Annotated in this window: 24 protein-coding genes; 17 read left to right on the top strand and 7 right to left on the bottom strand. The window is 62.5% G+C overall.

The window, feature by feature from the left end; genetic code table 11:
- Positions 1–564 precede the first annotated feature (564 nt).
- The 7 genes from prmA (at position 565) to QMK50_RS16920 (ending at position 10,254) form a co-directional block, all read left to right on the top strand.
- Complete coding sequence (gene prmA / locus QMK50_RS16950) at positions 565–1,443, top strand: 50S ribosomal protein L11 methyltransferase (protein ID WP_095171151.1); 879 nt, start codon at positions 565–567, stop codon at positions 1,441–1,443.
- 30 nt (positions 1,444–1,473) lie between these two features.
- Positions 1,474–2,727, top strand: coding sequence for a DUF3426 domain-containing protein (locus QMK50_RS16945; protein WP_320333550.1), 1,254 nt, complete (start codon positions 1,474–1,476; stop codon positions 2,725–2,727).
- Positions 2,728–2,913: 186 nt separating this feature from the next.
- Positions 2,914–3,924, top strand: a complete 1,011-nt coding sequence (dusB, locus tag QMK50_RS16940; protein WP_320333549.1) for a tRNA dihydrouridine synthase DusB — start codon at positions 2,914–2,916, stop codon at positions 3,922–3,924.
- Positions 3,921–4,241 carry a DNA-binding transcriptional regulator Fis gene (fis, locus tag QMK50_RS16935; RefSeq protein WP_003186237.1) on the top strand — a complete coding sequence of 107 codons (321 nt, stop codon included), beginning with the start codon at positions 3,921–3,923 and terminating at the stop codon, positions 4,239–4,241. Before dusB ends, fis begins: the two co-directional genes overlap by 4 nt.
- A gap of 82 nt (positions 4,242–4,323) precedes the next feature.
- Positions 4,324–5,931 (top strand): bifunctional phosphoribosylaminoimidazolecarboxamide formyltransferase/IMP cyclohydrolase, encoded by a 1,608-nt coding sequence (gene purH, locus QMK50_RS16930; protein ID WP_320333548.1) that lies wholly within the window; start codon positions 4,324–4,326, stop codon positions 5,929–5,931.
- A 153-nt stretch (positions 5,932–6,084) separates the two neighbouring features.
- Entirely contained in the window at positions 6,085–7,377 is a 1,293-nt protein-coding gene (purD, locus tag QMK50_RS16925; RefSeq protein ID WP_320333547.1) for a phosphoribosylamine--glycine ligase, read from the top strand.
- 102 nt (positions 7,378–7,479) lie between these two features.
- Entirely contained in the window at positions 7,480–10,254 is a 2,775-nt protein-coding gene (locus tag QMK50_RS16920; RefSeq protein WP_320333546.1) for a hybrid sensor histidine kinase/response regulator, read from the top strand.
- 23 nt (positions 10,255–10,277) lie between these two features.
- Here QMK50_RS16920 and QMK50_RS16915 read toward each other — a convergent pair whose 3' ends face one another.
- From QMK50_RS16915 to QMK50_RS16905, 3 genes are read right to left on the bottom strand one after another with little or no spacing between them, the layout of a single operon-like run.
- Entirely contained in the window at positions 10,278–10,910 is a 633-nt protein-coding gene (locus QMK50_RS16915; RefSeq protein WP_320333545.1) for a hypothetical protein, read from the bottom strand.
- Positions 10,907–11,602, bottom strand: coding sequence for a hypothetical protein (locus QMK50_RS16910; RefSeq protein ID WP_320333544.1), 696 nt, complete (start codon positions 11,600–11,602; stop codon positions 10,907–10,909). Before QMK50_RS16910 ends, QMK50_RS16915 begins: the two co-directional genes overlap by 4 nt.
- Positions 11,603–11,662: 60 nt before the next feature.
- Entirely contained in the window at positions 11,663–12,451 is a 789-nt protein-coding gene (locus QMK50_RS16905) for a hypothetical protein (RefSeq protein ID WP_320333543.1), read from the bottom strand.
- A 247-nt stretch (positions 12,452–12,698) separates the two neighbouring features.
- Here QMK50_RS16905 and QMK50_RS16900 point away from each other — a divergent pair, with 247 nt between their 5' ends.
- Positions 12,699–13,295, top strand: a complete 597-nt coding sequence (locus QMK50_RS16900) for a MarC family protein (protein WP_095171137.1) — start codon at positions 12,699–12,701, stop codon at positions 13,293–13,295.
- Positions 13,296–13,552: 257 nt separating this feature from the next.
- Here the strand turns inward: QMK50_RS16900 and cobJ are convergent, their stop codons facing one another.
- Genes cobJ through cobG form a run of 4 tightly spaced genes read right to left on the bottom strand, consistent with a single transcriptional unit; the run spans position 13,553 to position 17,913 of the window.
- Positions 13,553–15,256: a precorrin-3B C(17)-methyltransferase gene (gene cobJ / locus QMK50_RS16895; protein WP_320333542.1), complete on the bottom strand. Its 1,704-nt coding sequence runs from the start codon at positions 15,254–15,256 to the stop codon at positions 13,553–13,555.
- Entirely contained in the window at positions 15,256–15,987 is a 732-nt protein-coding gene (locus QMK50_RS16890; protein WP_095171163.1) for a precorrin-2 C(20)-methyltransferase, read from the bottom strand. Before QMK50_RS16890 ends, cobJ begins: the two co-directional genes overlap by 1 nt.
- Positions 15,987–16,613, bottom strand: coding sequence for a precorrin-8X methylmutase (locus QMK50_RS16885; protein ID WP_095171133.1), 627 nt, complete (start codon positions 16,611–16,613; stop codon positions 15,987–15,989). Before QMK50_RS16885 ends, QMK50_RS16890 begins: the two co-directional genes overlap by 1 nt.
- Positions 16,606–17,913 carry a precorrin-3B synthase gene (cobG, locus tag QMK50_RS16880; protein ID WP_320333541.1) on the bottom strand — a complete coding sequence of 436 codons (1,308 nt, stop codon included), beginning with the start codon at positions 17,911–17,913 and terminating at the stop codon, positions 16,606–16,608. Before cobG ends, QMK50_RS16885 begins: the two co-directional genes overlap by 8 nt.
- A gap of 133 nt (positions 17,914–18,046) precedes the next feature.
- Here cobG and cbiE point away from each other — a divergent pair, with 133 nt between their 5' ends.
- The 9 genes from cbiE (at position 18,047) to QMK50_RS16835 (ending at position 25,606) form a co-directional block, all read left to right on the top strand.
- The gene (cbiE, locus tag QMK50_RS16875; RefSeq protein ID WP_159993521.1) at positions 18,047–19,258 is read left to right on the top strand and encodes a precorrin-6y C5,15-methyltransferase (decarboxylating) subunit CbiE; all 1,212 of its coding nucleotides are present in this window, start codon (positions 18,047–18,049) and stop codon (positions 19,256–19,258) included.
- Complete coding sequence (locus QMK50_RS16870; RefSeq protein WP_159993519.1) at positions 19,251–20,348, top strand: cobalt-precorrin-5B (C(1))-methyltransferase; 1,098 nt, start codon at positions 19,251–19,253, stop codon at positions 20,346–20,348. The genes cbiE and QMK50_RS16870 overlap by 8 nt, the downstream gene beginning before the upstream one ends.
- Complete coding sequence (locus QMK50_RS16865; protein ID WP_095171115.1) at positions 20,345–21,073, top strand: cobalt-precorrin-6A reductase; 729 nt, start codon at positions 20,345–20,347, stop codon at positions 21,071–21,073. Before QMK50_RS16870 ends, QMK50_RS16865 begins: the two co-directional genes overlap by 4 nt.
- Positions 21,074–21,276: 203 nt before the next feature.
- Positions 21,277–21,579: a type II toxin-antitoxin system RelE/ParE family toxin gene (locus QMK50_RS16860; RefSeq protein WP_159993515.1), complete on the top strand. Its 303-nt coding sequence runs from the start codon at positions 21,277–21,279 to the stop codon at positions 21,577–21,579.
- Between the two features lie 3 nt (positions 21,580–21,582).
- Complete coding sequence (locus QMK50_RS16855) at positions 21,583–21,873, top strand: addiction module antidote protein (RefSeq protein ID WP_320333540.1); 291 nt, start codon at positions 21,583–21,585, stop codon at positions 21,871–21,873.
- A 96-nt stretch (positions 21,874–21,969) separates the two neighbouring features.
- The gene (locus QMK50_RS16850; RefSeq protein WP_095171109.1) at positions 21,970–22,371 is read left to right on the top strand and encodes a DUF2946 domain-containing protein; all 402 of its coding nucleotides are present in this window, start codon (positions 21,970–21,972) and stop codon (positions 22,369–22,371) included.
- Positions 22,372–22,432: 61 nt separating this feature from the next.
- Entirely contained in the window at positions 22,433–22,912 is a 480-nt protein-coding gene (locus QMK50_RS16845) for a copper chaperone PCu(A)C (RefSeq protein WP_095171161.1), read from the top strand.
- Between the two features lie 72 nt (positions 22,913–22,984).
- Positions 22,985–23,386: a DUF2946 domain-containing protein gene (locus tag QMK50_RS16840; RefSeq protein WP_320333539.1), complete on the top strand. Its 402-nt coding sequence runs from the start codon at positions 22,985–22,987 to the stop codon at positions 23,384–23,386.
- 90 nt (positions 23,387–23,476) lie between these two features.
- Positions 23,477–25,606 (top strand): TonB-dependent copper receptor, encoded by a 2,130-nt coding sequence (locus QMK50_RS16835; protein ID WP_320333538.1) that lies wholly within the window; start codon positions 23,477–23,479, stop codon positions 25,604–25,606.
- The last annotated feature ends 42 nt before the right edge of the window (positions 25,607–25,648 follow it).

Genomic DNA, 25,648 nt, shown 5'->3' with positions numbered 1-25,648 from the left:
TAACGGGGCGCCCAGGATCAAAAACAAAGCGAGGCGGCCTTAGAGCCGACCTGATCGCTAGGGCATGCGCGGTGTGGCTTCTACTTCCTAAGACGCTGACGAAGTCAGCAATCTTTTGATCTGGCTCTGGCTCTGGCTCTGGCTTTTGATCCTGGGCGCCCCGTTAAGCACGCTGGCCGAACGCAGGCTTGAAGCCGTGGGTAACCCGGCAGGACGCCGGGTTAGCCGCCCCGCGCCATGGATGGCGCGTGGCGGCGGCCCACGGATTCAAGCCGGAGTGAGGGCACACCGAGCCCAAGCGAGGTGCCAAGTGGTGGGGAAAGAGCCTTTTGCTTACTTTTGGGCTGTTCAAAAGTGAGCCGCCGTCAGGCGGAACCATAGGAGGCCGTTACCAAAGAAATGGATATGTACCCCGCCTAATCCACCCCCCCAGAGGCCGCCACGCAAGCAAGCTCCCTCGCCCCAGCTCACAGCCCACTCCCACAAAACCTTCGCGCTCGCGTAAACTTGCGGGCTTCTCGCAGACCGCTAGGCTGCAATCAATATTTTTCAAAGGTGCCCGCCATGCCTTGGCTGCAAGTCCGTCTCGCCATCAGCCCAGAACAAGCCGAAACCTACGAAGACGCTTTCCTTGAAGTGGGCGCCGTCTCGGTGACCTTCATGGACGCCGAAGATCAGCCGATCTTCGAGCCGGAACTGAACACCACCCCACTGTGGTCGCACACTCACCTGCTGGCCCTGTTTGAAGGTGGCACTGAGCCTGGCCCGGTGCTGGCTCACCTTGAGCTGCTGACCGGCGGCCCGCTGCCCGAGCATCACAGCGAAGTGATCGAAGATCAGGACTGGGAACGCAGCTGGATGGATGGCTTCCAGCCGATGCAGTTCGGCCAACGCCTGTGGATCGTGCCAAGCTGGCACGCCGCCCCCGAGCCCGACGCGGTAAATCTGCTGCTGGATCCGGGCCTGGCGTTTGGCACCGGTACTCACCCGACCACCGCGCTGTGCCTGGAGTGGCTCGACGGCCAGGACCTGCAAGATTGCAACGTGCTGGACTTCGGCTGCGGCTCGGGGATCCTGGCCATTGCCGCCCTGCTGCTCGGCGCGAAACAAGCGGTCGGCACCGATATCGACGTGCAAGCGCTGGAAGCATCGCGCGACAATGCCGGGCGCAACAACATTGCCGAAGAGCTGTTCCCACTGTACCTGCCACAAGATCTGCCACCGGTGCAGGCCGATGTGCTGGTCGCCAACATTCTGGCCGGGCCCCTGGTTTCACTGGCACCGCAACTGTCCAGCCTGGTCAAGTCCGGCGGACGCCTGGCGCTGTCGGGGATCCTTGCCGAGCAAGGTGACGAGGTCGCTGGTGCTTATGCCCAGGACTTTGATCTCGACCCGATCGCCAATCGCGACGGCTGGGTGCGTATTACCGGCCGTCGGCGCTAGAATGAGCGCTTGCAGACTCCGGATGGCCGCATGACCGACAGCTTCGTCACTCAATGCCCGCACTGTCAGACCAGTTTTCGCGTCAGCCACACTCAATTGAGCGTGGCTCGCGGGGTGGTTCGTTGCGGCTCGTGCCTGCAAGTGTTCAACGCCGCCCGCCAGTTGCTCGAGCAACGCCAGGGTCAGCAAGCAGCCCCGCTTACCCCGCCGCCGGCCATACCTGCTCCCGAGCAACGAGCGATCAGCCAGAAGCAGTGGACCGCCGCCGAGCTTGACCTGGACCACCTCGACCTCGACGAGGAACTGGCCCGGCTGGAGCAGCGGGAAATCCAGCCGACCAAGGAGTTCGGCCAGGAGCGCAAGCCTCGGGAAGACTCGCTCAGTGCCCGGCGCGACAGCGGCGAAAGCGAAGAACCCTGGTCCGACAGCCTGTTCAGCGAGTCTGCCGCCGAACGCGCCTTGACCAACGACGACAGCCCGGCAACAGGCAACGTCTCGATCGACGATCTCGACGAACCCCACACCTCCTCACGCACCGAGCCTTCGCTGTCGCTGGTCGATCTTGATGACGACGAACCCGAGGCTCCGCAACTGCGCCTTGAGCCTGTGGACGAGGACGCCAGGCCGGACCAGCGCCACGAACGGCTGTCCGCCACCGATGACGACGAGCTGGAAGATCAGCCCCAGGTTATCGAACCGCCGCGCAAGAAACGCCCGCGCAACGAGTCCGCCCGCCATGATGAAGTGCTGCAGGACCTGGTCGACGACCCGTTGCAACTGGACTGGCAAAAGCGCCGCTCGCCCTGGGGCCGACGCCTGTTCTGGGGCTTGATGGTGCTGCTGGCGGGCGGCGCCCTGGCCGGCCAGTACATCGCCTACCACTTCGACGAACTGGCCCGCCAGGACCAGTACCGCCCCTGGTTCCAGCAACTGTGCCCACAGATTGGCTGCAATGTGCCGTCCAAGGTCGACATCGCCAAAATCAAGAGCAGTAACCTGGTGGTGCGCAGCCACCCGGACTTCAGCGGCGCCCTGGTGGTGGACGCCATCATCTATAACCGTGCGCCGTTCTCCCAGCCGTTCCCGCTGCTGGAGTTGCGGTTTGCCGACCTCAACGGCCACCTGATCGCCAGCCGGCGATTCAAGCCGGGGGAATACCTCAATGGCGACCTTGCCGGCCTGGCGGAGATGCCGCCACAAACGCCGATCCACATCGCCCTGGACATCCTCGACCCCGGCTCCAAGGCCGTGAATTACAGCCTCAGCTTTCACTCGCCCGAGTGAATCGGTTCAGTGTCCTGCCTTTGACGGTGGCTTTCTGACGGCTGGCGAGGCGCACCAAACTACTGGCAATAACAAAGTAACTGTTCAGATTTTATCCAATTCAGCCTTTAACCAGTCATCGAGAGCGGGTATCATGCCAACCCTTTTTCGAACTCTCATGATCCGACCCCACAACAGGGAAGTCCTATGTCGGCGGTACGCATCGGCCCATATACATTGCACAACGGCTTGATTCTCGCCCCGATGGCGGGCGTCACCGACCAGCCCTTTCGTCAGCTGTGCAAGCGACTGGGCGCAGGGTTAGTAGTTTCGGAAATGGTAACCAGCGACATGAGCTTGTGGAACACCCGCAAGTCGCGCCTGCGCATGGTCCACGAAGGTGATCCCGAGCCTCGCTCGGTACAGATCGCCGGTGGTGATGCACAGATGCTGGCGGATGCGGCCCGGGCCAACGTCGAGCTGGGCGCACAGATTATTGATATCAACATGGGCTGTCCGGCAAAGAAGGTCTGCAACAAGGCCGCCGGGTCCGCCCTGTTGAAAGATGAAGCACTGGTGACCGAGATCCTGCATGCCGTGGTGGCTGCGGTTGATGTGCCGGTCACCCTGAAGATCCGCACCGGCTGGGACCGGGCAAACAAGAACGGCCTGACCGTGGCGAAGATCGCCGAGCAGGCCGGGATCACGGCGCTGGCGGTGCACGGGCGCACCCGTGCCGACCTGTACACCGGGGACGCCGAGTACGACACCATTGCCGCGATCAAGCAGGCGGTGTCGATTCCGGTGTTCGCCAATGGCGACATCGATTCGCCCGAGAAGGCCCGGCACGTGCTTGACGCGACCGGTGCCGATGGCCTGCTGATAGGCCGGGCTGCCCAGGGGCGGCCATGGATTTTTCGTGAGATCGAGCATTTCCTGCGTACCGGCGAAAAACTGCCGGCTCCGCAGCTGAGCGAAGTGGAACGTATTCTGCTTGAGCATCTGGCCGCACTCCATGCTTTTTATGGAGACGTCATGGGCGTACGCATTGCGCGCAAGCATGTCGGCTGGTATCTCGCAACCTTGCCGGGCGCCAGGGAATTTCGCGCCCACTTCAATCGTTTGGATGGAACGGAAACACAATGCGCCAACGTCCGGGAGTTTTTTGCCGAGCGTTATAAGAGCCTGACAGGGGACGGAGAAGGGGTGGCCGCATGACGATGATGACCGAGACTTTAGTGAGTGGAACAACACCCGTGAGCGACAACGTGAATTTGAAACAGCACCTCAATACGCCGAGCGAAGAAGGCCAGACCCTTCGCGGGAGTGTCGAGAAGGCGCTGCACAATTATTTCGCCCACCTTGAGGGCGCTGCCGTCACGGATGTGTACAACCTGGTGCTCTCCGAAGTCGAGGCTCCCCTGCTCGAAAGCGTGATGAACTACGTCAAGGGTAACCAGACCAAGGCCAGTGAGCTGCTGGGACTGAACCGCGGCACCCTGCGCAAGAAACTCAAGCAGTACGATTTGCTGTAAGCATTTAATCAAACCAGAAAGGCGCCCGCGTAAAACCGGTCGCCTTTTTTGCTGACTTCCTTTGCTTTTGATGGAAATTGAGATGACCGACCAGACTACCCGCCTGCCGATCCGCCGCGCCTTGATCAGCGTTTCCGACAAGACCGGGATCCTCGAATTCGCCAAGGAGCTTGAAGCCCTTGGGGTTGAGATCCTCTCCACCGGTGGGACGTTCAAGCTGCTGCAGGACAATGGCGTAGCCGCTGTGGAAGTCGCGGATTACACCGGTTTTGCCGAAATGATGGACGGTCGGGTGAAGACCCTGCACCCGAAAATCCACGGTGGGATCCTCGGTCGTCGCGGTATCGACGACGCGATCATGAACGAGCACGGCATCAAGCCGATCGATCTGGTGGCGGTCAACCTGTACCCGTTCCAAGCCACCATCAACAAGCCGGGCTGCGACCTGCCGACCGCGATCGAGAACATCGACATCGGCGGCCCGACCATGGTCCGTTCGGCAGCCAAAAACCACAAAGACGTAGCGATCGTGGTGAATGCCAGCGATTACGCCAGCGTCCTGGAAAACCTCAAGGCCGGCGGCCTGACCTACACCCAGCGTTTCGACCTGATGCTCAAGGCGTTTGAACACACCGCCGCCTACGACGGCATGATCGCCAACTACATGGGCACCGTGAATCAGGCGGCTGACACCCTCAGCACCGAAGGTCGCAGCGAATTCCCGCGCACCTTCAACAGCCAGTTCGTCAAGGCCCAGGAAATGCGTTACGGCGAGAACCCGCACCAGAGCGCGGCGTTCTACGTAGAAGCGACGCCTGCCGAAGTCGGGATCGCCACTGCGACCCAACTGCAGGGCAAGGAACTGTCGTACAACAACGTGGCCGATACCGACGCCGCGCTGGAGTGCGTGAAGAGCTTCGTCAAGCCAGCCTGCGTGATCGTCAAGCACGCCAACCCGTGCGGCGTAGCGGTCAGCCCGGACGCCGAAGGCGGTATTCGCCAGGCCTACGAGCTGGCCTACGCCACCGACACCGAATCGGCCTTCGGCGGCATCATCGCGTTCAACCGCGAACTGGATGCTGAAACCGCCAAAGCCATCGTCGAGCGTCAGTTCGTCGAAGTGATCATCGCCCCGAGCGTCAGCGCCGAGGCCCGCGCCATCGTTGCGGCCAAGGCCAATGTGCGCCTGCTGGCCTGCGGCGAGTGGTCGGCTGACCGTGCCGCTGCCTGGGACTACAAGCGCGTCAACGGCGGCCTGCTGGTACAGAGCCGCGACATCGGCATGATCGGCGCCGACGACTTGAAAGTCGTGACTCAGCGCGCACCGACCGAACACGAGATCAACGACCTAATCTTCGCCTGGAAAGTGGCCAAGTACGTCAAGTCCAACGCCATCGTCTACGCCAAGAACCGCCAGACCATCGGGGTCGGCGCTGGCCAGATGAGCCGTGTGAACTCGGCCCGTATCGCTGCGATCAAGGCTGAACACGCCGGCTTGCAGGTAGTCGGTTCGGTGATGGCTTCCGACGCGTTCTTCCCGTTCCGCGACGGCCTGGACAACGCAGCCAAGGCCGGCGTGACCGCGGTGATCCAGCCAGGTGGCTCGATGCGTGATGCAGAAGTGATCGCAGCGGCCGATGAAGCCGGCATCGCGATGGTCTTCACCGGCATGCGCCACTTCCGTCACTGATTAACCGATTCCCTGTGGGAGCGGGCTTGCCCGCGATGCAGACACCTCGGTTTTTCAGATGGACCGCAGTGATGCTATCGCTGGCAAGCCAGCTCCCACAGAAAAGCGCCCCTGCGGTGCTCCACAGAATTAGCGTCATCCGAGGTTTTTGAAATGAATGTTTTGATCATTGGCAGCGGTGGCCGTGAACACGCCCTGGCCTGGAAAGTGGCTCAGGATCCGCGTGTGCAGAAGGTTTTCGTGGCACCCGGCAACGCCGGTACCGCCATTGAAGCCAAGTGCGAAAACGTCGCGTTCGACGTCCTGGCCCTTGAACAACTGGCAGACTTTGCCGAGCAGAACGTCGCCCTGACCATCGTCGGCCCGGAAGTCCCGCTGGTGGCTGGCGTGGTTGACCTGTTCCGCTCCCGTGGCCTGGATTGCTTCGGCCCAACCGCCGGCGCGGCCCAGCTGGAAGGCTCCAAGGCCTTCACCAAGGACTTCCTGGCGCGCCACAAGATCCCGACTGCCGATTACCAGAACTTCACCGAGATCGAGCCAGCCCTGGCTTACTTGCGTGAAAAAGGTGCGCCGATCGTGATCAAGGCCGACGGCCTGGCTGCCGGTAAAGGCGTGATCGTCGCCATGACCCTGCAGGAAGCCGAAGACGCGGTGCGCGACATGCTCGCCGGCAATGCCTTCGGTGACGCCGGTTCGCGCGTGGTGATCGAAGAGTTCCTCGACGGCGAAGAAGCCAGCTTCATCGTCATGGTCGACGGCAAGAACGTCCTGCCGATGGCCACCAGCCAAGACCACAAGCGTGTGGGCGATGGCGACACCGGTCCGAACACCGGCGGCATGGGGGCCTACTCCCCGGCACCAGTGGTCACCAGCGAAGTGCATCAGCGGGTCATGGACCTGGTGATCTGGCCAACCGTGAAGGGCATGGCGGCCGAAGGCAACGTCTACACCGGCTTCCTGTATGCAGGCCTGATGATCGACAAGGCCGGCAATCCGAAGGTCATCGAATTCAACTGCCGTTTCGGCGACCCTGAGACCCAACCGGTGATGCTGCGCCTGCAGTCGAGCCTGGTGTTGCTGGTCGAAGCGGCACTGGCCCAAGCGCTGGACAAGGTCGAAGCCCAGTGGGATCCACGCCCAAGCGTCGGCATCGTCCTGGCTGCGGGTGGCTATCCAGCTGACTACGCCAAGGATGATGTAATCCAGGGCCTGGATGCAGCCGCCACACTGGAAGGCAAAGTCTTCCACGCCGGCACTGCGCTCAAGGACGGTAACGTCGTGACTGCCGGTGGCCGGGTGCTCTGCGCCACGGCGATGGGCGCCAGCGTCGATGCCGCCCAGCAGCAAGCCTACCAACTGGCCGCCAAGATCAATTGGACCGGCTGCTTCTATCGCAAGGACATTGGCTACCGCGCCATTGCCCGCGAGCGTGGCGAAAACCAGTAATAAGCCAGCCGTTCGGCCAGGCAAGGGCCGCTGGTCCTTGCCGCCCTGTTCCAGGCCCGCGCATAGTTGTAATCTGGCATCAACCTAAGAAGGGATTCCGCCGTGCGCTGGCTCAGGATTGCCATTGGCTTGACCGTCACCCTACTGACCCTGCTCTGCATGCTCCCGGCCCAGGCCACGCAAGGCAGTGGCTGGGCGGTATTGCTCGACGAACAGGGCAGCCTGCAACTGACCGACATCCGCTCGGCCCGCTACACCAATCAATTCAGCCCGATTGAACTGGACCAGATCACCGCCGCCGACCCCGATGGCGCGCTGTGGCTGCGCTTTCGGCTCAATCCTGGCAAACACGAACAACTGCTGCGCATCTTCGCCCCCGACCTGGTGCACCTGGACCTCTATGTGCTGGACGGCGACACGCTGATCGAGCAGACCCACAGTGGCAACGACCAGGCACTGAGTACCCGCCCGCTGCCCAGCACCGACTTCATGGTGCCACTGCCGCAGGTCCAGCAGCCACTCGACGTATATCTACGCTTGGTGTCCGAACACCAGTTGCGGCCCTACATCACCCTGCAATCAGCGGTCATGTCCGCCGCCAACCAGACCCAGACGCTGATCTACGGCCTGTTGTTCGGTTGCATCGCCATGCTGATCCTGCACAACCTCACGCGCTATGCCTTCACCCGCTCGCAAACCTGCCTGTGGCTCGCGGCGTGTGAAGGCCTGCTGATGCTGGGCATGCTCCTGCTGTTGAATCTGGCCGGCCCATGGCTACCCGACTGGCATGCCCTGCAAACCCCCGACGCCTACCTGGCCCTGCTACTGACGGCGCCGTGCGGGCTGATGTTCACCTACCGGTTCTTTACCCCGCTGGGCCCGCACCCGCTGAACAAGCTGCTGATGGGCGATATCCTGTTCATTGTCCTGTGCAGCCTGTTGTTGCTGTTCGTCGAGACCTTGCCGCTGAACCTGATGACCTATGCACTGGTCGCGCTGGCCGGCCTGAGCATGCTCCTGGTCAGCGCCTACCACTGGCAGCAGGGCTACCGACCGGCCCGCTTCTTCGTCATGGCGATGGTGGTGTTCAACCTCGGCACGCTGATCATCTTGCCGGCGCTGCTGGGCCTGACAGTGGTCGCCCCACAAAGCCTGATCACCGCCTTGTTGGCCTTTATCGGACTGAGCGGCCTGCTGATGGGGATTTCGCTGACCGAGCGCCAGCGCAGCATCATCGAGAACCGCTTCAGCATCAGCCGCGACCTGGCCGCCAGCAATGCCGAAATCAACGCCAAGGCCGAGTTCCTGGCGAAAATCAGCCATGAAATTCGCACCCCGATGAATGGCGTACTGGGCATGACCGAACTACTGCTGGGCACGCCACTGTCAGTCAAGCAGCGCGACTACGTGCAGACCATCCACAGCGCCGGCAACGAACTGCTGACGCTGATCAACGAGATCCTCGACATCTCCAAGCTGGAGTCCGGGCAAATCGAGCTGGATGACGTGCAGTTCGACCTCAACGCCCTGGTCGACGACTGCCTGAGCATCTTCCGCGCCAAGGCCGAGCAGCAGAACGTCGAGCTCATCAGCTTCATCCAGCCCCAGGTGCCACGCGTGATCAGCGGCGACCCGACACGCCTGCGCCAGACCCTGCTGAGCCTGCTGGAAAACGCGCTGAAAAAAACCGAGGAAGGCGAGATCCTGATTGTTGTCGCCCTCGATGAGCGCAGCAGCAAACCGCGCCTGCGCATCGCCGTGCAGGACAGCGGGCTGCCCATGGAGGCGCAAGAACGTGAAGCCTTGATGCACGCAGAACTGCACAGCAAGAACTTCCTCTCCGCGACACCCCTGGGCGGCAACCTGGGCCTGGTGATTGCCCGCCAGTTGATCCTGTTGATGCACGGCGAGTTCGGCATCAAGTGCGGCAGCAATCAGGGCAATACACTGTGGCTGACCTTGCCCCTGGACCCGGACCGTCTCGAACACCCGACATCCGACCTCGACAGCCCGCTGCAAGGCGCACGGGTGCTGGTGGTGGACGACAACGACACCTGCCGCAAGGTCCTGGTGCAGCAATGCACGGCTTGGGGCCTGAATGTCAGTGCCGTGCCTTCCGGCAAGGAAGCCCTGGCCTTGCTACGTACCAAGGCGCACCTGCGCGATTATTTCGACGTGGTCCTGCTGGACCAGAACATGCCCGGCATGACCGGCATGCAACTGGCCGCCAAGATCAAGGAAGACCCGAGCCTGAATCACGACATCCTGCTGATCATGCTCACCGGTATCAGCAACGCCCCGAGCAAGATCATCGCGCGCAACGCCGGGATCAAGCGCATCCTGGCCAAGCCCGTGGCCGGCTATACGCTCAAGACCACCCTGGCCGACGAGTTGACCCAACGCAACAAAGGTCAGGCCGTCTCCCCGTCCCTGCCCGGCAACCAACCCCTGGAGGTCAGTGTGCCCAGCGACTTCCGCATCCTGGTCGCCGAAGACAACAGCATCTCGACCAAAGTGATTCGCGGCATGCTGGGCAAACTCAACCTGCAACCGGATACCGCCAGCAACGGCGAAGAAGCCTTGAAGGCGATGAAGGCCCAGCGTTATGACCTGGTGTTGATGGATTGCGAAATGCCGATCCTCGACGGTTTTTCCGCCACCCAGCAATTACGCGCCTGGGAAGTCGGCAACCAGCGCACTCGGACCCCAGTGGTAGCACTGACCGCGCACATCCTCGCCGAACACAAGGAGCGCGCACGCCAGGCCGGCATGGACGGGCACATGGCCAAGCCGGTGGAGTTGTCGCAACTGCGTGAACTGGTCGAGTACTGGGTGGTCCAGCGCGATCAGCACAATCGCAACACATCGCCCGTCTGATCAATCCCCTCGCTGCGTCCCAGTCAAATCGACAGCCCGCGGATGGACGTGAGTGATTGCTCCAGGACCGCTTTTTTAACTTTCTCGCGAAACTGCGCGTAGTAAAGCGTATTGAAGGTCAGCAACGCCATCTGCTCCCTGCTCTCTCGCACCTGTTCTTGCGCGAATAGAAACTGCGGAGCGCTTCGATACAGCCTGAACTGTCGGTGGTAGAGACCCAGGTCGATCTTGTTCGGGCCGTTGGCGATGCAGGGAATCATCTGAAAGACCCCGGTTTGCTGTGTCAGGCTGCTGGACTCGAACAAATCGAGCGCCGCCTGGTTCTGCTCCAGGGCTGCCATTGCACGACTGATGGGACTGGAAAAAGCCTCACCCAGGCGCCTGGAAATCTGCTGAATGACCTGATGGCCCATCGAGTCGGTGGACGTGAGCAGCAACCCCTCCGGCCGTGGCACATCCCAGCCGATGAACTTGAGCGTGTTGCGGTAATACTCAAACCAGTCGCCTTCCAGGCCATCGGCAACTGCCGCGCGGGTCGCCCTTTGCGCGTACAGGGTACTGAGGTAAATGTCTTCCCGATGGGACTCCGGTAGATCACCGGCAAAGGCGATCAGGCTGCCACCCACCACGGCGGCCTGTGCAGTGGTATCGATCATGAGCGGCCCTCCACCGTGAAGGGTTTACAGGTGACATCGGTGATTTCACCCAGCTTCGCAAGGTTGTCGCTCAGTTTATCCCTGAGTTTCAGGTCAACCGCCTCACGAGCCCGTGCATAAAGGAGTTCGGAAAGATTCGCCCGCGCCTGGCGAATGCATACAGGGCCCACCACCTCCTCAACGCAAAATGCCTGCGACCAGGGGTTTGCGCTCAGCACCTGGCGAGTCTGGAAGACGATATACAGGCTGATGATCGAGGTTGGCGTCAGCGCCAGGATCGCCAACAGACGCACGTCCTGCAGGGGTGGACTGGCGTTTCCAGGCAGCTCGCCAATGGCTGCAACGGAGCTGTTCAAGTGCGCTATATGGGGCAGGAAAGCGGCAAAAGCCTGCCCCGAACGATCTTTGCAATTGGTCATCATCCCGGCTGCCCACTCCAAGGGGGAACTGCCACTCTGGGGTCCCAGGGAAAAATGCTGCTGCGCCTTGAGCGAGCGTATCCAAAAATCATCGACCACCTGCAGATAGGCGTCGTACCAATCGACAGCCGCCTTCATCTGCATTTTTTTATTAGCCACCAGTTGGGCCAACAGGCACGATTTGACGACATCAGAACACGTGGCCAGGCCATTGGCTCCGGGCAATGCAACAACCGCATCCCTTACTGCATACACCATGTAATGCTGTTCCATAGCAAACCCCCAAAACTAAAAGGGCAGCCACTGCATGGCTCCCCTTTTATTTTTATTCCGTTAAATTTGGTAGTTGGAGATCTTGGTTTTTGCGTTGATACCTAACTTCTCTAGAATGACCTCGCGGGTCACCTCGACAATAGCCGGTACTTTCCTGAATATCGACTCACCGCGATACAGCTTCACATCGCGAGAATCCCAGTCGGAAAACAGAACCTGGGTCGAAGTATTCTTGCGAATAAACCGCACGGTCCCCAAGGCCAGTGTCACTTCACCATTGATTTCCGTACAGGTTCCGGCCGCGGTACCGCCTACGCCATTTTCAAGCATGTTGCGCTCATACAGGGTCAGCGCGGTTTCGCGCTTTTTCAGTGCGTTGATGGCGGAACTTGCCACTTTCAGCATCAGTGCGGAGGTAGAACCCGGCAAGGCAATCCCGGCCACGACAGCCCCAAGGATCTCCAGGACCAATTCATCCATGCGCACCGAGTTACCCCCGATATTGATGTCGTTATAAAACTTCTGGGTGGGCAGCCAACCGGCATCGGTCATGACCTGGACAAAATGGTAGTACCACTCCTTACCCTGCTCCTCGCGCGGAAATGCTTTGTTCGACGCCAGCGTTGCAAAAAGAAACGCGTGCATGACATCGTCGATATTTTGCCCAGCGAGATTACCGGTAAAAGACAAAACACCCTCCCCGACAACAGCAGCTTTTTCCGGCGCCTCAACTTCCGGCAAAGCAAAACTGCGGGAGCGTAGAGTCGAGGAGTTCGCTATCTCATAACTCCTGATACGTTCAACACATCCGACGGCAGTCATTCCATACACACCATCAACAACATTCATGACCAGCTCCTTGATTATAATTCCAGCCTCTTCATGCGACTGCAGAGCGACCATAAACAGGAACAAGGAAAATCACAAACAACAACCTGTAACTTTCCAATAATAACTGCCACCCAAGTATTGAACTACCTAAACAAAACAACTAACTACGTACCGACAAAATAATCATTGATCTCCCAGCCATCTCCCACAACCTATAGACCGACTGATAGACTCCCCCAACACTCTCCCGCCGCGAGCCAAAACCATGCTCCACGTGCTATTCAGCGTTTACCTGAAAATGTTGGTGCTCTATAGCCCGTTCTTCGTGCTGTCGTGCTTCATCAGCCTGACCCGCGGCTATTCCAACAAGGAGCGTCGGCGCCTGGCGTGGAAAGTCGCACTCGCGACCCTGATTTCCAGCATTTTGCTGTACCTGTTCGGCCGGGTGATTTTCAACGTGTTCGGCATCACCGTAGACGCCTTTCGCATCGGCGCCGGCAGCGTACTGTTCATCTCGGCATTGGGCATGGCCCAAGGCAAATCCGCGGTGCAGACCGACAACGTGCAGCAGGATGTGACCATCGTCCCGCTGACCATCCCGCTGACCGTCGGTCCCGGCACCATCGGTGCCTTGCTGGTGATGGGCGTCGGCCAACCGCACTGGGACGATAAACTCACTGCGATCATGAGTATTGCCCTGGCCAGTCTCACTGTGGGCGTGGTGCTGTACCTTTCCAATCGGATCGAGCGGATTCTCGGTGACCAGGGCTTGCAGATCGTCAGCCGCCTGATGGGGCTGTTTGTCTGTGCACTGGCGGCGCAAATCATCTTTACCGGGGTCAAGGGCTACCTGGTGCCCTGAGGCCCGGCTCAAGCCCCGCCATCAGCTCTGCTGGTGACAGCGAGACACGCTCGCCAGAAAACTCCATGGCCAGTTCCAGTCCATGCCTTGACGCCGCATCGAGCGCTTCGGCACCGCGAAACAGCAGACCGAGAGAATGACTTCAAGCTGTGATTTATTCAGCGTTATACGGCCACGGTTATCTGCCCCCAATACAAACTTCACAAATCCGTTAACAGGGGTAAAACAATAACGCCCCTAAGAAGGGGCGTTATTATTCAAGTGCCAGGCTTTTCACCATACCAACGTGGCGTATAGACCCACTCACCGCCGTCGCTACGTGGAAAAGTGCAGGTCGTGGAAGAACCGACCAGCACCATAGTGCGCATGTCGACTTGATCAGGGGTCAGCGCACCGAGGGTGGTGATGCGCAGGGTCTGGCCGGGGCGGCCGATGTCCCGGCCCAGGACTACCGGCGTTGCAGGTGCGCGATGCTGGGCGACAATCTCCAGCGCGCGCCCCAACTGCCAGGGGCGCGAGCGGGAAATCGGGTTGTAGAACGCCAGCGCCAGATCGGCCTCGGCTGCCAGGTCCAGGCGCTTCTCGATGATCGACCAGGGTTTCAGGTTATCGGAGAGCGACATCACGCAGAAGTCATGCCCCAGCGGTGCTCCGGCCTGGGCGGCGGTGGCCAGCGAAGCAGAGACCCCGGGCAGGATTTGCAGGTCGACGTTATGCCACGCCGGGTCATCCGACTCGTGCAACGCCTCAAGCACCGCCGCCGCCATGGCGAACACTCCCGGATCACCGGACGACACCACGATCACCGAACGCCCCTGGGCGGCCAGTTCAAAGGCGTGCCGGGCCCGTTGCATCTCTTCGCGGTTGTCGGTGCAGTGCTGCACCTGGTCCTCACGAAACGGTCCGGCCATGCGTACGTAGGTTTCATAGCCGAGCACATCGGTGGCTCGCGCCAGTTCGGCTTTCACCGCTGGCACCATCAGTTCGGCGGCGCCCGGGCCGAGGCCAATCACCGCCAGACGCCCACGGGGGCGGCCGATAAGATTCACCTGCAGCGGCTGTTCGGCCACGGCAATCATCAGCTCCTGGGTGCAGGCGATCAGACGCCCCTCTGGCACGGCGCTGCGCGCCAGGGTTTCAAGGTCGATCGCCGAGGCGACAAAACGCAGCGGTACGGCCAACGCCAGCGCGGCTTCACGCAACACCGGGCAGGCCATCTGTGCCTGCGGCGCCACTAGGCAGGCCAGGGCCGGCAGCGCGAGTTGCGCCTCCTGCAAGGCCGCGCGAATCCGCTCTGGCAGATCCTCTGCGGCGCTGGCCACGATCACCGCGACGCTGCGCGGATAGATCAACAACTCGTTGACCGTCGCCACACGCTCGGCACTGCCGACGTGGATCGAATGCTGGGCCTGCGGATCCTCCGGCAGTTGGGCTTGCGCCAGCCAGGGCGCGGCACCTTCGACGCGCACGGAGTGACCGGCCAGCAGATCGGAGACAAAACGTTTACCCGCCTCCAGATCACCCAACGCATATCCGCTGGGTGGATTGAGCAAGCAGGTGCCGAAGCGCAACTCACCGCTGGTGGTGATCGCTGGCGCCACCTCGAATGCCGCGGCAATCTCCCGGGCCATGCCATTCACCCCGCCGAGACCACCCAGCAGCGGCACTACTGCGCTGCCGTCTTCCGCCACCGCCAGCACCGGCGGCTCGGCACCTTTCTCCAGCAGCAACGGTGCCAGGGTGCGGATCACGATACCGGCCGCACACAGGGCAATGATCGGCGTGCCCTGTTGATAGAGTTCGCGCAGGGTCGCGCCGAACTCCCGATACACCCGGTCTGCGCCTTCTACCCGCCCACCGAGACCGTGGATCAAGGCGGTGGGATACACCTGTTGCAGGCGACGCGCAGTGGCCAGGCTACCCTGGCCGAGAATGACAATGGCTGGCGTGGAATGGGTCATCAGCCTTGCCACCTTTCGCCAGGAACGATAATCAGCGAGAAGTACGGCGAGGACATCGGCTCGACCTGATCCAGCGGCACAATCTTCTGATTGGCCATGGTCGCCCGCTCGACATACAGCGCTCGCTCGGCCAGTCCCAGCTCCTCGAGCACTTGGCGCACTTTCGGGAAGTTACGGCCAAGCTTCATGATCACCGCCGCGTCCGCATCGGCCAGGCGGCGCTTGAGGTCTTCGTGGGGCAGCACGCCGGACAGCACCGACAGGCTCTGGTTGCGATACACCAACGGCGCGCCAAGCACCGAAGCGCCACCGAGCATCGAGCACACACCTGGCACCACTTCGGCTTCATAGCGCGTGGCCAGACGGTCGTGCAGGTACATGTAAGAGCCGTAGAAGAACGGATCGCCTTCGCAGATCACCGCCACGTCGCGGCCGGCGTCCAGGTGCGCGGCCACCGCCTGGGCAGCGCCGTCGTAGAAATCACTGATGATTTCTTCGTAGGACAGCGGCGCTGGCAACGCTTCGGTGGTCACCGGGTACACCAGCGGCAACAGGTTTTGCGCCTCTTGCAGGTGGGCTTCGATGATGCCGAAGGCATTGCCTTTCTTGCCCTTGGCCACGAAGTACGCCACCACGGGCGACTCGCGCAGCAGGCGCAGGGCCTTGACGGTAATCAGTTCCGGGTCACCGGGGCCCACGCCCAGGCCGATCAAGCGTCCAGGTTGCTGCATCATTCAATCTCCGTGGCGAGGGCATTGACCGCGGCGGCGGCCATGGCGCTACCGCCCAGCCGGCCTTGCATGATCACGAAGGGCACGCCTCGGCTGTCCGCCGCGAGCATGGCCTTGGATTCGGCGGCGCCGACAAACCCCACCGGGAAGCCGAGAATCAGCGCCGGCTTGGGTGCGCCGGCGTCGAGCATTTCCAGCAGGTAGAACAACGCGGTCGGGGCGTTGCCGATCACCACCACGCTGCCTTCCAGGTGCGGACGCCACAACTCCAGCGCCGCAGCGGAACGGGTGTTGCCCAGTTCGCGCGCCAACTCGGCCACGCTGTCGTCGCGCAGGGTACAGATCACTGGGTTGTTGGCTGGCAAGCGGGCCCGGGTCACGCCCTCGGAGACCATCCGCGCGTCACACAGAATCGGTGCACCGGCCGCCAGCGCATCACGCCCGGCCTTGCCCGCCCCGGCGGAAAACTGCAGGCCATCGATGGCCTCGACCATGCCGCAGGCGTGGATCACCCGCACCGCGAGTTTTTCCAGATCGGCCGGAATACGGTCCAGGTTCGCCTCGGCGCGAATGATCGCGAAGGAGTTGCGATAGATCTCCTGACCGTCGCGGATGTAATCAAGCATCAAGGGGGCTCCGTGGGCGGGCATCAAGCAGTGCACCCGCCGCTTCAATAGTGAGGTTACGTGCTTGCAGGGCGCCGAAACCGGCCTGCCCTGCATCGCGAAAATAGAGGTCGTAGTGACCGGGGCTGACCGCCAGCAAGGTCACGGGCGCCGTATGGGCGGCGGCGCAGGAACGCGGGCAACCGGATAAATGCACCTGCAGTGGCGCGTCGGCTGATTGGCGCAGCGCGGCCAGGCGCTGGCCGTCGCGCTTGGTGTCGGCCAGGCCTTTGGCACAACCGGTGGAACCGGTGCAGGCCAGCACATGGGCCAAGGCCTGATCGGCGCTCAACAGGAACCCCAGCGCTTGCAACTGTTGGCTGAGGGCGGGCGCGTCCTGCTCGCAGATGTTGGGCAGCAACAGACTCTGCCAGGGTGTCAGGCGCAGACTGGCATCACCGTATTGCTCACACAGTAGCGCCGCGCCTTGGAGCATTTCCGAGGTCAGCCGTCCCAACGGCGGCACGGCCCCTACATGGACCAGGCCCGGCTGACGCTGTGGATAAGTACCCAGGTGCCGCCCCGACGGTGCCGGCGTGCGCTGCCAGGTATCGAGTCGCTGCAGCGGCAGCCGTTCACCGAGCAGCACCAGCAGCGAGTCCACGGAACGTTCGGCCAGCAAGTGGCGCATGCGAGTCTGCTCCGGCCGCGCCAGTGCGAGAAACAGCTCCAGCACCGCCACCACCAGGCAGTGGCCGTCGTCGAGCCGCACGGCACCCGCGGCGGTGTCCGTCGGGCAACCGGCCAGGCCAAAGGCCAACCAGGGCTCACCCTTGCGCTCGAACGCACTCAACCACAGGTCATGGGGGTGCTCGAGCATGGCCAGCGCCTCCCCGCCATCCAGTTGCACGGCGAACTTGGCGGACAGGTCATGCAGGCCCGGATTGCTCTCCAGGGTCGCGAGGATCTGCGCCGCCAGCGCCCGGGTATCCAGCACCATGGCGCGGTCGATGCCGGCGGCCGGACTGAGCATCAGGTTGCGTACATCGTCACCCGCCGCCGAGCGCGGACCGAGTCCGGCCGCCAGCAGGCGCTCGATCAGCCGCGAGTGCTCGCCGGTAATGCCGCGAATCTGCAAATTGGCGCGGTTGGTCGCCTCGATCACCCCACCGGCAAATTCCTCGGCAGCCGTGGCTACCGCAAGGGCCTGGGCGGCACTGATCGAGCCGCCGCTCAGTTTGATCCGACAGATCCCGCCATCCAGCGCCTGGACGATACGCAGCAACCCCGGACAGGCCGAGGGGCGTAAGGCAGGATGCAACGGACGTTCGTTCAAGGGGGCGACCGACTCAAGAGGTAGAAGCACTTCGCGGGCGAAGGCGCGGTATTATGCCTGCTTTGTCCGACGGCATGAAAAGCCTGCCCGTCGGAACCTTCATGTTTGAGGAATATAGATGGCCCCCTGGCTGACAGTCGTAGGCATCGGAGAAGACGGCTTCAAGGGACTGGGCAAGCAGGCCCGGCGTGCATTGCTGGGGGCCGCACGGATTATCGGCGGCCAGCGCCAGCTCGATCTGCTGCCGGTGTGCATCCGTGGCGAGCGCCAACTGTGGCCAAGCCCGTTCTCCCTGGAGCCGCTCCTGGTGCAACGCGGCGCACCGGTCTGTGTGTTGGCCAGTGGTGACCCGATGTTTTTCGGCGTCGGCGCCAGCCTGGCGCGTCAGGTGCCCAGCGAAGAGATGCTGATCCTGCCCGCGCCGTCGTCCTGCTCCCTGGCAGCCGCCCGCCTCGGCTGGCCACTGCAAGAGGCGGTCTGCCTGTCGCTGGTGGCCCGGCCACTGGCCGCGCTCAACGGCCAATTGTTCAGTGGGGTACGCCTGTTGGTGCTGAGCAACGACCGACACAGCCCGGCTGCATTGGCCGCGCTGCTGCGTGAACGGGGCTTCGGCCCGAGCCGGATCAGCGTGCTGGAACACCTGGGCGGCGAGCAGGAGCGGCGGATCGACGGCCTTGCCAGCGAATGGGACGATCCCGCGGTCGCCGACCTCAATGTGCTGGCCATCGAGTGCATCGCCGAACCGACTGCTGCGCGCCTGTCGCGTCTGGCCGGCCTGCCGGACTCGGCCTTCGCCCACGACGGCCAATTGACCAAGCGCGACGTGCGGGCCGTGACCCTGGCCCACCTGGCGCCGATACCCGGCGAATTGTTGTGGGATGTCGGCGCAGGCTCAGGCTCGATCGGTATCGAATGGATGCGCGCCCACCCCAGTTGCCGCGCCTTTGCCATCGAGGCGGACCCAGGCCGCCAGCTACTGATCGAGCGCAACCGCGACACCCTCGGCGTCCCCGGCCTGCAGCTGATTCGCGGCAGCGCACCACAAGCGCTGGCCGGACTCGAACGCCCGGACGCGATATTCATTGGCGGCGGCGTGACTCGTGCCGGCGTGCTCGAAACGTGCTGGGCGCAACTCAAACCCGGCGGCCGACTGGTTGCCAACGCCGTCACCCTGCAAAGCGAAATGACCTTGCTGGCCTGGCGTGAGCGGCACGGCGGCGAACTGACCCGGCTGCACATCGCCCAGGCCCAGCCATTGGGCGAGTTCGACACCTGGCGCCAGGCGCTGCCGATTACCTTGCTGGATCTGGTCAAACCCCTCGATGCGTGACGAAACCGGCGAACAACCCGCCCCCCTGCGCAGCGGCCTGACCACCGGCAGTTGCGCCACCGCCACCAGCCTCGCGGCGGCGCGCTTGCTGCTGGGCGGCGGCAGCAGTGACGCGGTGCAGATCGTCCTGCCCAAGGGCAAGCAGGTGCAGATGCGCCTGGAGTTCTGCCGGCTCCTGGCCGACGGCGCCGAGGCTGGCACAATCAAGGATGCCGGCGACGACCCGGACGTGACCCACGGTGCCTTGCTCTACAGCCAGGTGCGCCTGACCGCCGAGCCCGGCATTCGCTTCAGTGCCGGGCTTGGCGTCGGCACCGTGACCCGCCCAGGCCTGGTGCTGGGCGTCGGCGAGCCGGCGATCAATCCGGTGCCGCGCAAGATGATCAGCGACCACCTCGGCGCCCTGGCCCTGGAGCTCGGTTATGCCGGCGGTTTTGCGGTGACGGTCAACGTCCAGGACGGTGAAGCCCTGGCGCTGAAGACCATGAACCCGCGCCTGGGCATTCTCGGTGGCCTGTCGATTCTCGGCACCAGCGGCATCGTCCGGCCGTTTTCCTGCGCGGCGTACATCGCCTCGATCCACCAGGGCATCGACGTCGCCAAGACCAACGGCTACCTGCACATCGCCGCCTGCACCGGCAACGCCAGCGAAGACACCATGCGCCGGGTCTACAACCTGCCGGAAATCGCCCTGATCGAAATGGGCGATTTTGTCGGTGCGGTGCTCAAGCACCTGCGCAAAGTGCCTGTGGATAAACTCAGCCTGTGTGGTGGCTTCGGCAAGATCAGCAAGCTCGCCGCCGGCCACATGGACCTGCACAGTCGACATTCGAGCATCGACCTTGGGCAACTGGCCGAATGGGCCGCTGCGGTGGGCGCCGACGCCGCACTGCAGCAGCAGATTCGCCAAGCCAACACCAGTCAGCAGGCCCTGGCGATGGCCAGCGCCGCCGGCATCGCCCTGGGTGACGCGGTGTGCCAGCACGCCCTGGCGTTCGCCCGCAGCGTGGTGCCGGCCCAGGTCCAGGTCGAAGTATTTGCCATCGACCGCCAGGGCGGCATTGTCGGTCAAGCGGGAGTCTTGCCATGAAACGGCTGTTGTTGCTCGGCGGTATCACCGAAGCCCTGGCGATCGCTCGCACGCTTGGCGCGCAGCACATCTACAGCCTGGCCGGTGTCGGCCGGGTACCCAGCGACCTGACGTGCCAGGTGCGCGTCGGCGGTTATGGCGGCGCCGAAGGCCTGGCCCGTTTCATCCAGGAACAAGGCATCGACCTGCTGCTCGACGCCACCCACCCCTACGCCGCACAGATCAGCCAGAACGCCGTCACTGCCGCGCGACTCAGCGCTATCCCATGCTGGGCGCTGCGCCGGCCAGCGTGGCAGGCGCAAGCCGGCGATGACTGGCGCGAAGTCAGCGACTGGGCCGAACTGAGTGCAGCCCTCAAGCCGTTCCAACGCCCGCTGTTCACCTTGGGCCGCGAGCCGCTACAACACCTGGACGAAATCCCGGCCGGGCAGTTCTGGACCTTGCGCGCGCTCGAGGTTTACCCCGGCAACCCGCGCTGCGAAGTGCTCGGAGCCCGCGGCCCATTCCACCTCGAAGACGAACGCGCGCTGTTCCAGCGTCGGCAGATCGACGTCCTGATCAGCAAGAACAGCGGCAGCAGCGCCACCGAACCGAAACTCGAAGTAGCCCGCGAGTGTGGGGTGCCGGTGCTGATTCTCAAGCGTCCGGTGTTGCCAGCGGCGGATCGGGAATTTGTCACTGTGGAGCAGGTATTGAAGGCACTGTCGTTGTCAGACGGTTCCTGACCACCAACGGCAAGCAAGAAAAAGCAGGCAAGACAACCAGAAAGCGCTGTCTGGTGTAACCCGACACGCCTGCTCTACATTGCGTCAACTCTTCGTAAATACCTCAATCTTTCGAGCACACGACCCAAGATTACTCGGCACCCGCCGTTCGCCCTGGAGAAAGTGCTGCTTGCCAACCTGTATCCCAAGGAATACGATCAGCCATGATCGACTTCGAACAGTCAGACCTATTTTCCGACTGGCTTGGCTCAATCAAGGACACCATCGGCAAGGCTCGCCTGCTGGCGAGGCTTCGAGCTGCGGAACATGGCAACTTCGGTGATTGTGAACCTGTGGGTGAGGCTGTTTATGAAATGCGTGTTCATTACGGGCCTGGCTATCGAATGTACTTCACCCGCAAACATCGAGTGGTTTATCTGTTGTTGGCGGGAGGGGACAAGTCGACGCAAAAACGCGACATCCAGCGCGCGCAGTCGATGGCGCGAAACATCGGTAGCGAGGAGTAAGCCATGGCTGAACAATTTATCCGTTTCGACGTCGCCCAATACCTCAAGACACCTGAGGAAATGGCGGCCTACCTGGACGCCTGCTTTGAAGAGGATGCAGGCGACGGTGTATTGATCCGTTGCGCGCTCAATGACATTGCGCGCGCCAAAGGCATGACACAGATCGCCCGCGACACCGGGTTGGGCCGTGAAAGCCTGTACAAGGCACTCGGCAGCACTGGCAATCCGGAATTCGCGACTATCATGAAGGTGATGAAGGCCCTGGGCCTCAAGCTTCACGCGACAGCTGCCTGATGACACTGCGACACCACACCGCACGACAGCTTTTTACTTATCCACCCCGATCAGGCTAAATACGCCGCCTGATCTCCCACTTCACCGGATCTGACCATGTCCCGACAACGGCTAGCAATTGCCTGGATCGCCTGCTTCGCAGTGCTGTTCAACATGCTCGCCATGCCGATGTCCAGCGCCATGGCCAAAGCGTCCGGCCAGTCGCCGACCGAGCAATTGATGTGGGGCAGTTTCTGCTCGTCCAGTGGCACCCGCATGGTCGCCATCTCCCTGGGTAACCTTGAACAGAAAACCCCGCCCGGCGAGCAACACTCCAACATGCAGCACTGCTGGTGCTGCTCGGGTTCAGCGCCCCTGGTGGCATTGCCCGGGCATACGCCGCAGCTGTACTTCGCCCGGTTCGAAGCCAATCGCAGCCTGCCGGCGCCGACCCTCGACTCGCCGACACCGCGCCAGCAATGGCCCAGTCTCAACCCCCGGGCCTCTCCCCTGGTCTGATTCGATTCGCAACTACCCTGCGTTTTAATCGTTTCGGAGAACTGCCATGTCAAAACCATCCCTGGTGAAGCACACGTTGCTGCTCGCCGCATTGCTGTTGCCTGCCTGCTTTGCCAATGCCCATGAATACAAGGCCGGTGAGCTGGACATCGCCCACCCCTGGTCACAAGAGCTGCCGCCCAATGCCCCGACCGTGGCGGCCTACTTTGTCATTCACAACAATGGCAAAACCGCTGACCGACTGCTCAGTGTGGACTCGCCTATCTCGGGCAAAGCCGAGTTGCACGAACACCTGATGCAAAAAGACCTGATGAAAATGCAGCAGGTGCCCAGCGTCGAGATTCCCGCCGGCGGCACCATCACGTTCGCGCCAATGGCCTACCACGTGATGCTCATGGAGCTTAAGGACCGCAGCCTGCTGAGCGACGGCAAGCGCTTCCCGTTGACCCTGCATTTCGAGAAGGCCGGCAACCTCACCGTGGACGTCGCGGTGCAGAAACAACCGCCCGCTGGCACCGACACGCACCAGCACGCCCAGTAACCGGCAGCACCACCGCCCGTGAACGCGCAGCGCTCACCCGGCCGCAGGCGCACAACTCCACGCAAGACCAGCTTGACGGTCGCGCGTGGCAGTTGGGTCAGTCTGTTTGCCATGCTGTTGATCTTTATCGGCCCACTGATTTCTCAGTCGATGCCGATGGATCAACGCGCCCCAATGTCCATGAACATGTCGATGGACATGAGCATGGACATGGCGCCCGGAGCCCATGCCGGGCATGAGGCCCAAGCGCCCGCCGAACACTGCGCGCCCCAGGCCGATCACCATGCAATCTGGGAAAAGTGCGGCTACTGCAACCTGCTCTTCAATTGCCCGGCACTGCCAGGCAGCCTGGCCCTGGCGACTTTCGACCCGCCTCTGGCGCAAGGTTTCATCAGCTCATCACCTCGCCTGGGTCATGCCCGGCTGACCGTCTTCCCCGGCGCCCGCACCCGCGCCCCACCCATCAATGCGTAAACACCCACATCCCCACTGACACGGCCAACTGTTGAACTCGACAGCCACAGGCTGCTGGCCGTGTGTTTACGACTGATTGATGGAACTGTTATGTCCAGGTTTTCTGCTGCCCCACGCCTGAGCGCTGCCCAGGCAACTTTCGCCCCTAATACCTTGCGCGTTCGCCTCAAACAGGCCACCGCGCTGCTGTGCGGCGCCCTGCTCACGCCATTGGCCGGCGCCGCCGAGACGGCCGTTGATCACAGCCAGCACGCCGAAGAGCTGAGCCCCACCGTGATTACGGGCATTGCCCCCAGCTCGCCCCTGACCATCGTCACCAACCCCAAGGACCCGCGCCAACCGGTGCCGGCCAGCGACGGTGGCGATTACTTGAAGACCATTCCCGGCTTCGCCCTGGTGCGCAACGGAGGCACCAATGGCGACCCGGTGCTGCGCGGCATGTTCGGCTCGCGGCTGAACATCCTCACCAACGGCAGCATGCTGCTGGGCGCCTGCCCTGGCCGCATGGACGCACCCACCTCGTACATCTCCCCGGAAACCTACGACACGCTCACGGTGATCAAGGGCCCACAAACCGTGCTCTGGGGCCCCGGCGCCTCGGCTGGCACGATCCTCTTCGATCGCGAACCGGAAAGTTTCGGCGAACTCGGCAGCCGGGTGAATGCCAGCGTGCTGGGCGGCTCCAACGGGCGCTTCGACAAAGTGCTGGATGCCGCTGCGGGTGGCCCACAGGGCTACGTGCGGGTGATCGGCAACACTGCCCACTCCGATGACTATAAGGACGGCAACAACGACAGCGTGCCGTCGCGCTATGACAAGTGGAACGGCGACGTCGCCGTCGGCTGGACCCCGAACACCGACACCTTGCTGGAGTTGACCGCCGGCAAGGGCGACGGTGAAGCGCGTTATGCCGGACGCGGCATGGACGGTTCACAGTTCAAGCGCGAAAGCCTGGGCCTGCGTTTCGTGCAGTCGGACCTCAGCGAAGTGCTGGAGAAACTCGAAGCCCAGGTCTACTACAACTACGCCGACCACGTGATGGACAACTACACCCTGCGCACGCCCTCCGGCACCGGGATGATGGCCGGCCCCATGGCCTCCAACGTCGACCGCCGGACCCTCGGTGCGCGGGTCAAGGCCACCTGGCGCTGGGCCGACCTGCAACTGGTCAGCGGTGTCGACGCACAGACCAACGAACACCGCCAGCGCAGCGCCATGGGCATCGACACCTACAAGGACGTGCCACGCAACAAGGATGCGGACTTCCACAATTACGGCCTGTTCGGTGAACTGACCTGGTACGCCGCCGACCGCAATCGCCTGATCACTGGCGCACGCCTGGACCGTGCCTCGGCCAAGGATTTTCGCCAGAGCATCGGCTCCGGAATGATGAGCAAGCCCAACCCGACGGCCGACGACACCCGCGCCGATACCTTGCCCAGCGGCTTCGTGCGCTACGAACACGACCTGGCGGACAGCCCGACCACCCTGTACGCAGGCCTGGGCCACGCTGAGCGTTTCCCGGATTACTGGGAGCTGTTTTCGCCCAAGTCCGGTCCCGCGGGGTCGCTCAACGCCTTCGACTCGATCCAGCCGGAGAAAACCACCCAGCTCGACGTCGGCCTGCAATACAAGACCCAGGACCTCGAAGCCTGGGCCTCGGCCTACATCGGCGAAGTGCACGACTACATCCTGTTCGACTACACCCCCACGCCCATGGGCACCAGCTCGCGGGCCGAGAACATCAACGCCCGCATCATGGGTGGTGAACTGGGTGCAGCCTACAACCTGACATCCCACTGGAAAGCCGACGCCACCCTGGCCTACGCCTGGGGCAAAGACACCACCCACGACACCGCCCTGCCGCAAATGCCGCCGCTGGACGCGCGTTTCGGCCTGACCTACAGCGAAGACAACTGGAGCGCCGGTGCCTTGTGGCGGGTAGTCGCCGCGCAAAACCGCATAGACCAGAACAAAGGCAACGTGGTGGGCAAGGACTACGACAAGAGCCCCGGCTTCGCGGTGTTCTCCCTCAATGGCGCCTACCGCATCGACCAGCACTGGAAGGTCAGCAGCGGCATCGACAACCTGTTCGGCAAGGACTACGCCGAGCATTTGAACCTGGCCGGCAACGCTGGGTTCGGCTACCCGGCCAATGATCCACAAGCGATCAATGAACCGGGGCGCACGTTCTGGACCAAAGTGGACATGAGTTTCTAAAACGCTTCGCAAGGACGCCATGCCTGTAGCAACTGGCGCTGC

The organism is Pseudomonas sp. P5_152 (assembly GCF_033989915.1).
Taxonomy (GTDB): domain Bacteria; phylum Pseudomonadota; class Gammaproteobacteria; order Pseudomonadales; family Pseudomonadaceae; genus Aquipseudomonas.
Note: the sequence above shows the minus strand (reverse complement) of the source record. Positions and strands in the feature narration are given on the sequence as shown.

Excerpts from the sequence above, each read along its gene's own strand:
- prmA (WP_095171151.1), top strand. The coding sequence starts at position 565 with ATGCCTTGGCTGCAAGTCCGTCTCGCCATCAGCCCAGAACAAGCCGAA.
- QMK50_RS16945 (WP_320333550.1), top strand. The coding sequence starts at position 1,474 with ATGACCGACAGCTTCGTCACTCAATGCCCGCACTGTCAGACCAGTTTT.
- dusB (WP_320333549.1), top strand. The coding sequence starts at position 2,914 with ATGTCGGCGGTACGCATCGGCCCATATACATTGCACAACGGCTTGATT.
- fis (WP_003186237.1), top strand. The coding sequence starts at position 3,921 with ATGACGATGATGACCGAGACTTTAGTGAGTGGAACAACACCCGTGAGC.
- purH (WP_320333548.1), top strand. The coding sequence starts at position 4,324 with ATGACCGACCAGACTACCCGCCTGCCGATCCGCCGCGCCTTGATCAGC.
- purD (WP_320333547.1), top strand. The coding sequence starts at position 6,085 with ATGAATGTTTTGATCATTGGCAGCGGTGGCCGTGAACACGCCCTGGCC.
- QMK50_RS16915 (WP_320333545.1), bottom strand. The coding sequence starts at position 10,910 with ATGATCGATACCACTGCACAGGCCGCCGTGGTGGGTGGCAGCCTGATC.
- QMK50_RS16910 (WP_320333544.1), bottom strand. The coding sequence starts at position 11,602 with ATGGAACAGCATTACATGGTGTATGCAGTAAGGGATGCGGTTGTTGCA.
- QMK50_RS16905 (WP_320333543.1), bottom strand. The coding sequence starts at position 12,451 with ATGAATGTTGTTGATGGTGTGTATGGAATGACTGCCGTCGGATGTGTT.
- QMK50_RS16900 (WP_095171137.1), top strand. The coding sequence starts at position 12,699 with ATGCTCCACGTGCTATTCAGCGTTTACCTGAAAATGTTGGTGCTCTAT.
- cobJ (WP_320333542.1), bottom strand. The coding sequence starts at position 15,256 with ATGACCCATTCCACGCCAGCCATTGTCATTCTCGGCCAGGGTAGCCTG.
- QMK50_RS16890 (WP_095171163.1), bottom strand. The coding sequence starts at position 15,987 with ATGCAGCAACCTGGACGCTTGATCGGCCTGGGCGTGGGCCCCGGTGAC.
- QMK50_RS16885 (WP_095171133.1), bottom strand. The coding sequence starts at position 16,613 with ATGCTTGATTACATCCGCGACGGTCAGGAGATCTATCGCAACTCCTTC.
- cbiE (WP_159993521.1), top strand. The coding sequence starts at position 18,047 with ATGGCCCCCTGGCTGACAGTCGTAGGCATCGGAGAAGACGGCTTCAAG.
- QMK50_RS16870 (WP_159993519.1), top strand. The coding sequence starts at position 19,251 with ATGCGTGACGAAACCGGCGAACAACCCGCCCCCCTGCGCAGCGGCCTG.
- QMK50_RS16865 (WP_095171115.1), top strand. The coding sequence starts at position 20,345 with ATGAAACGGCTGTTGTTGCTCGGCGGTATCACCGAAGCCCTGGCGATC.
- QMK50_RS16860 (WP_159993515.1), top strand. The coding sequence starts at position 21,277 with ATGATCGACTTCGAACAGTCAGACCTATTTTCCGACTGGCTTGGCTCA.
- QMK50_RS16855 (WP_320333540.1), top strand. The coding sequence starts at position 21,583 with ATGGCTGAACAATTTATCCGTTTCGACGTCGCCCAATACCTCAAGACA.
- QMK50_RS16850 (WP_095171109.1), top strand. The coding sequence starts at position 21,970 with ATGTCCCGACAACGGCTAGCAATTGCCTGGATCGCCTGCTTCGCAGTG.
- QMK50_RS16835 (WP_320333538.1), top strand. The coding sequence starts at position 23,477 with ATGTCCAGGTTTTCTGCTGCCCCACGCCTGAGCGCTGCCCAGGCAACT.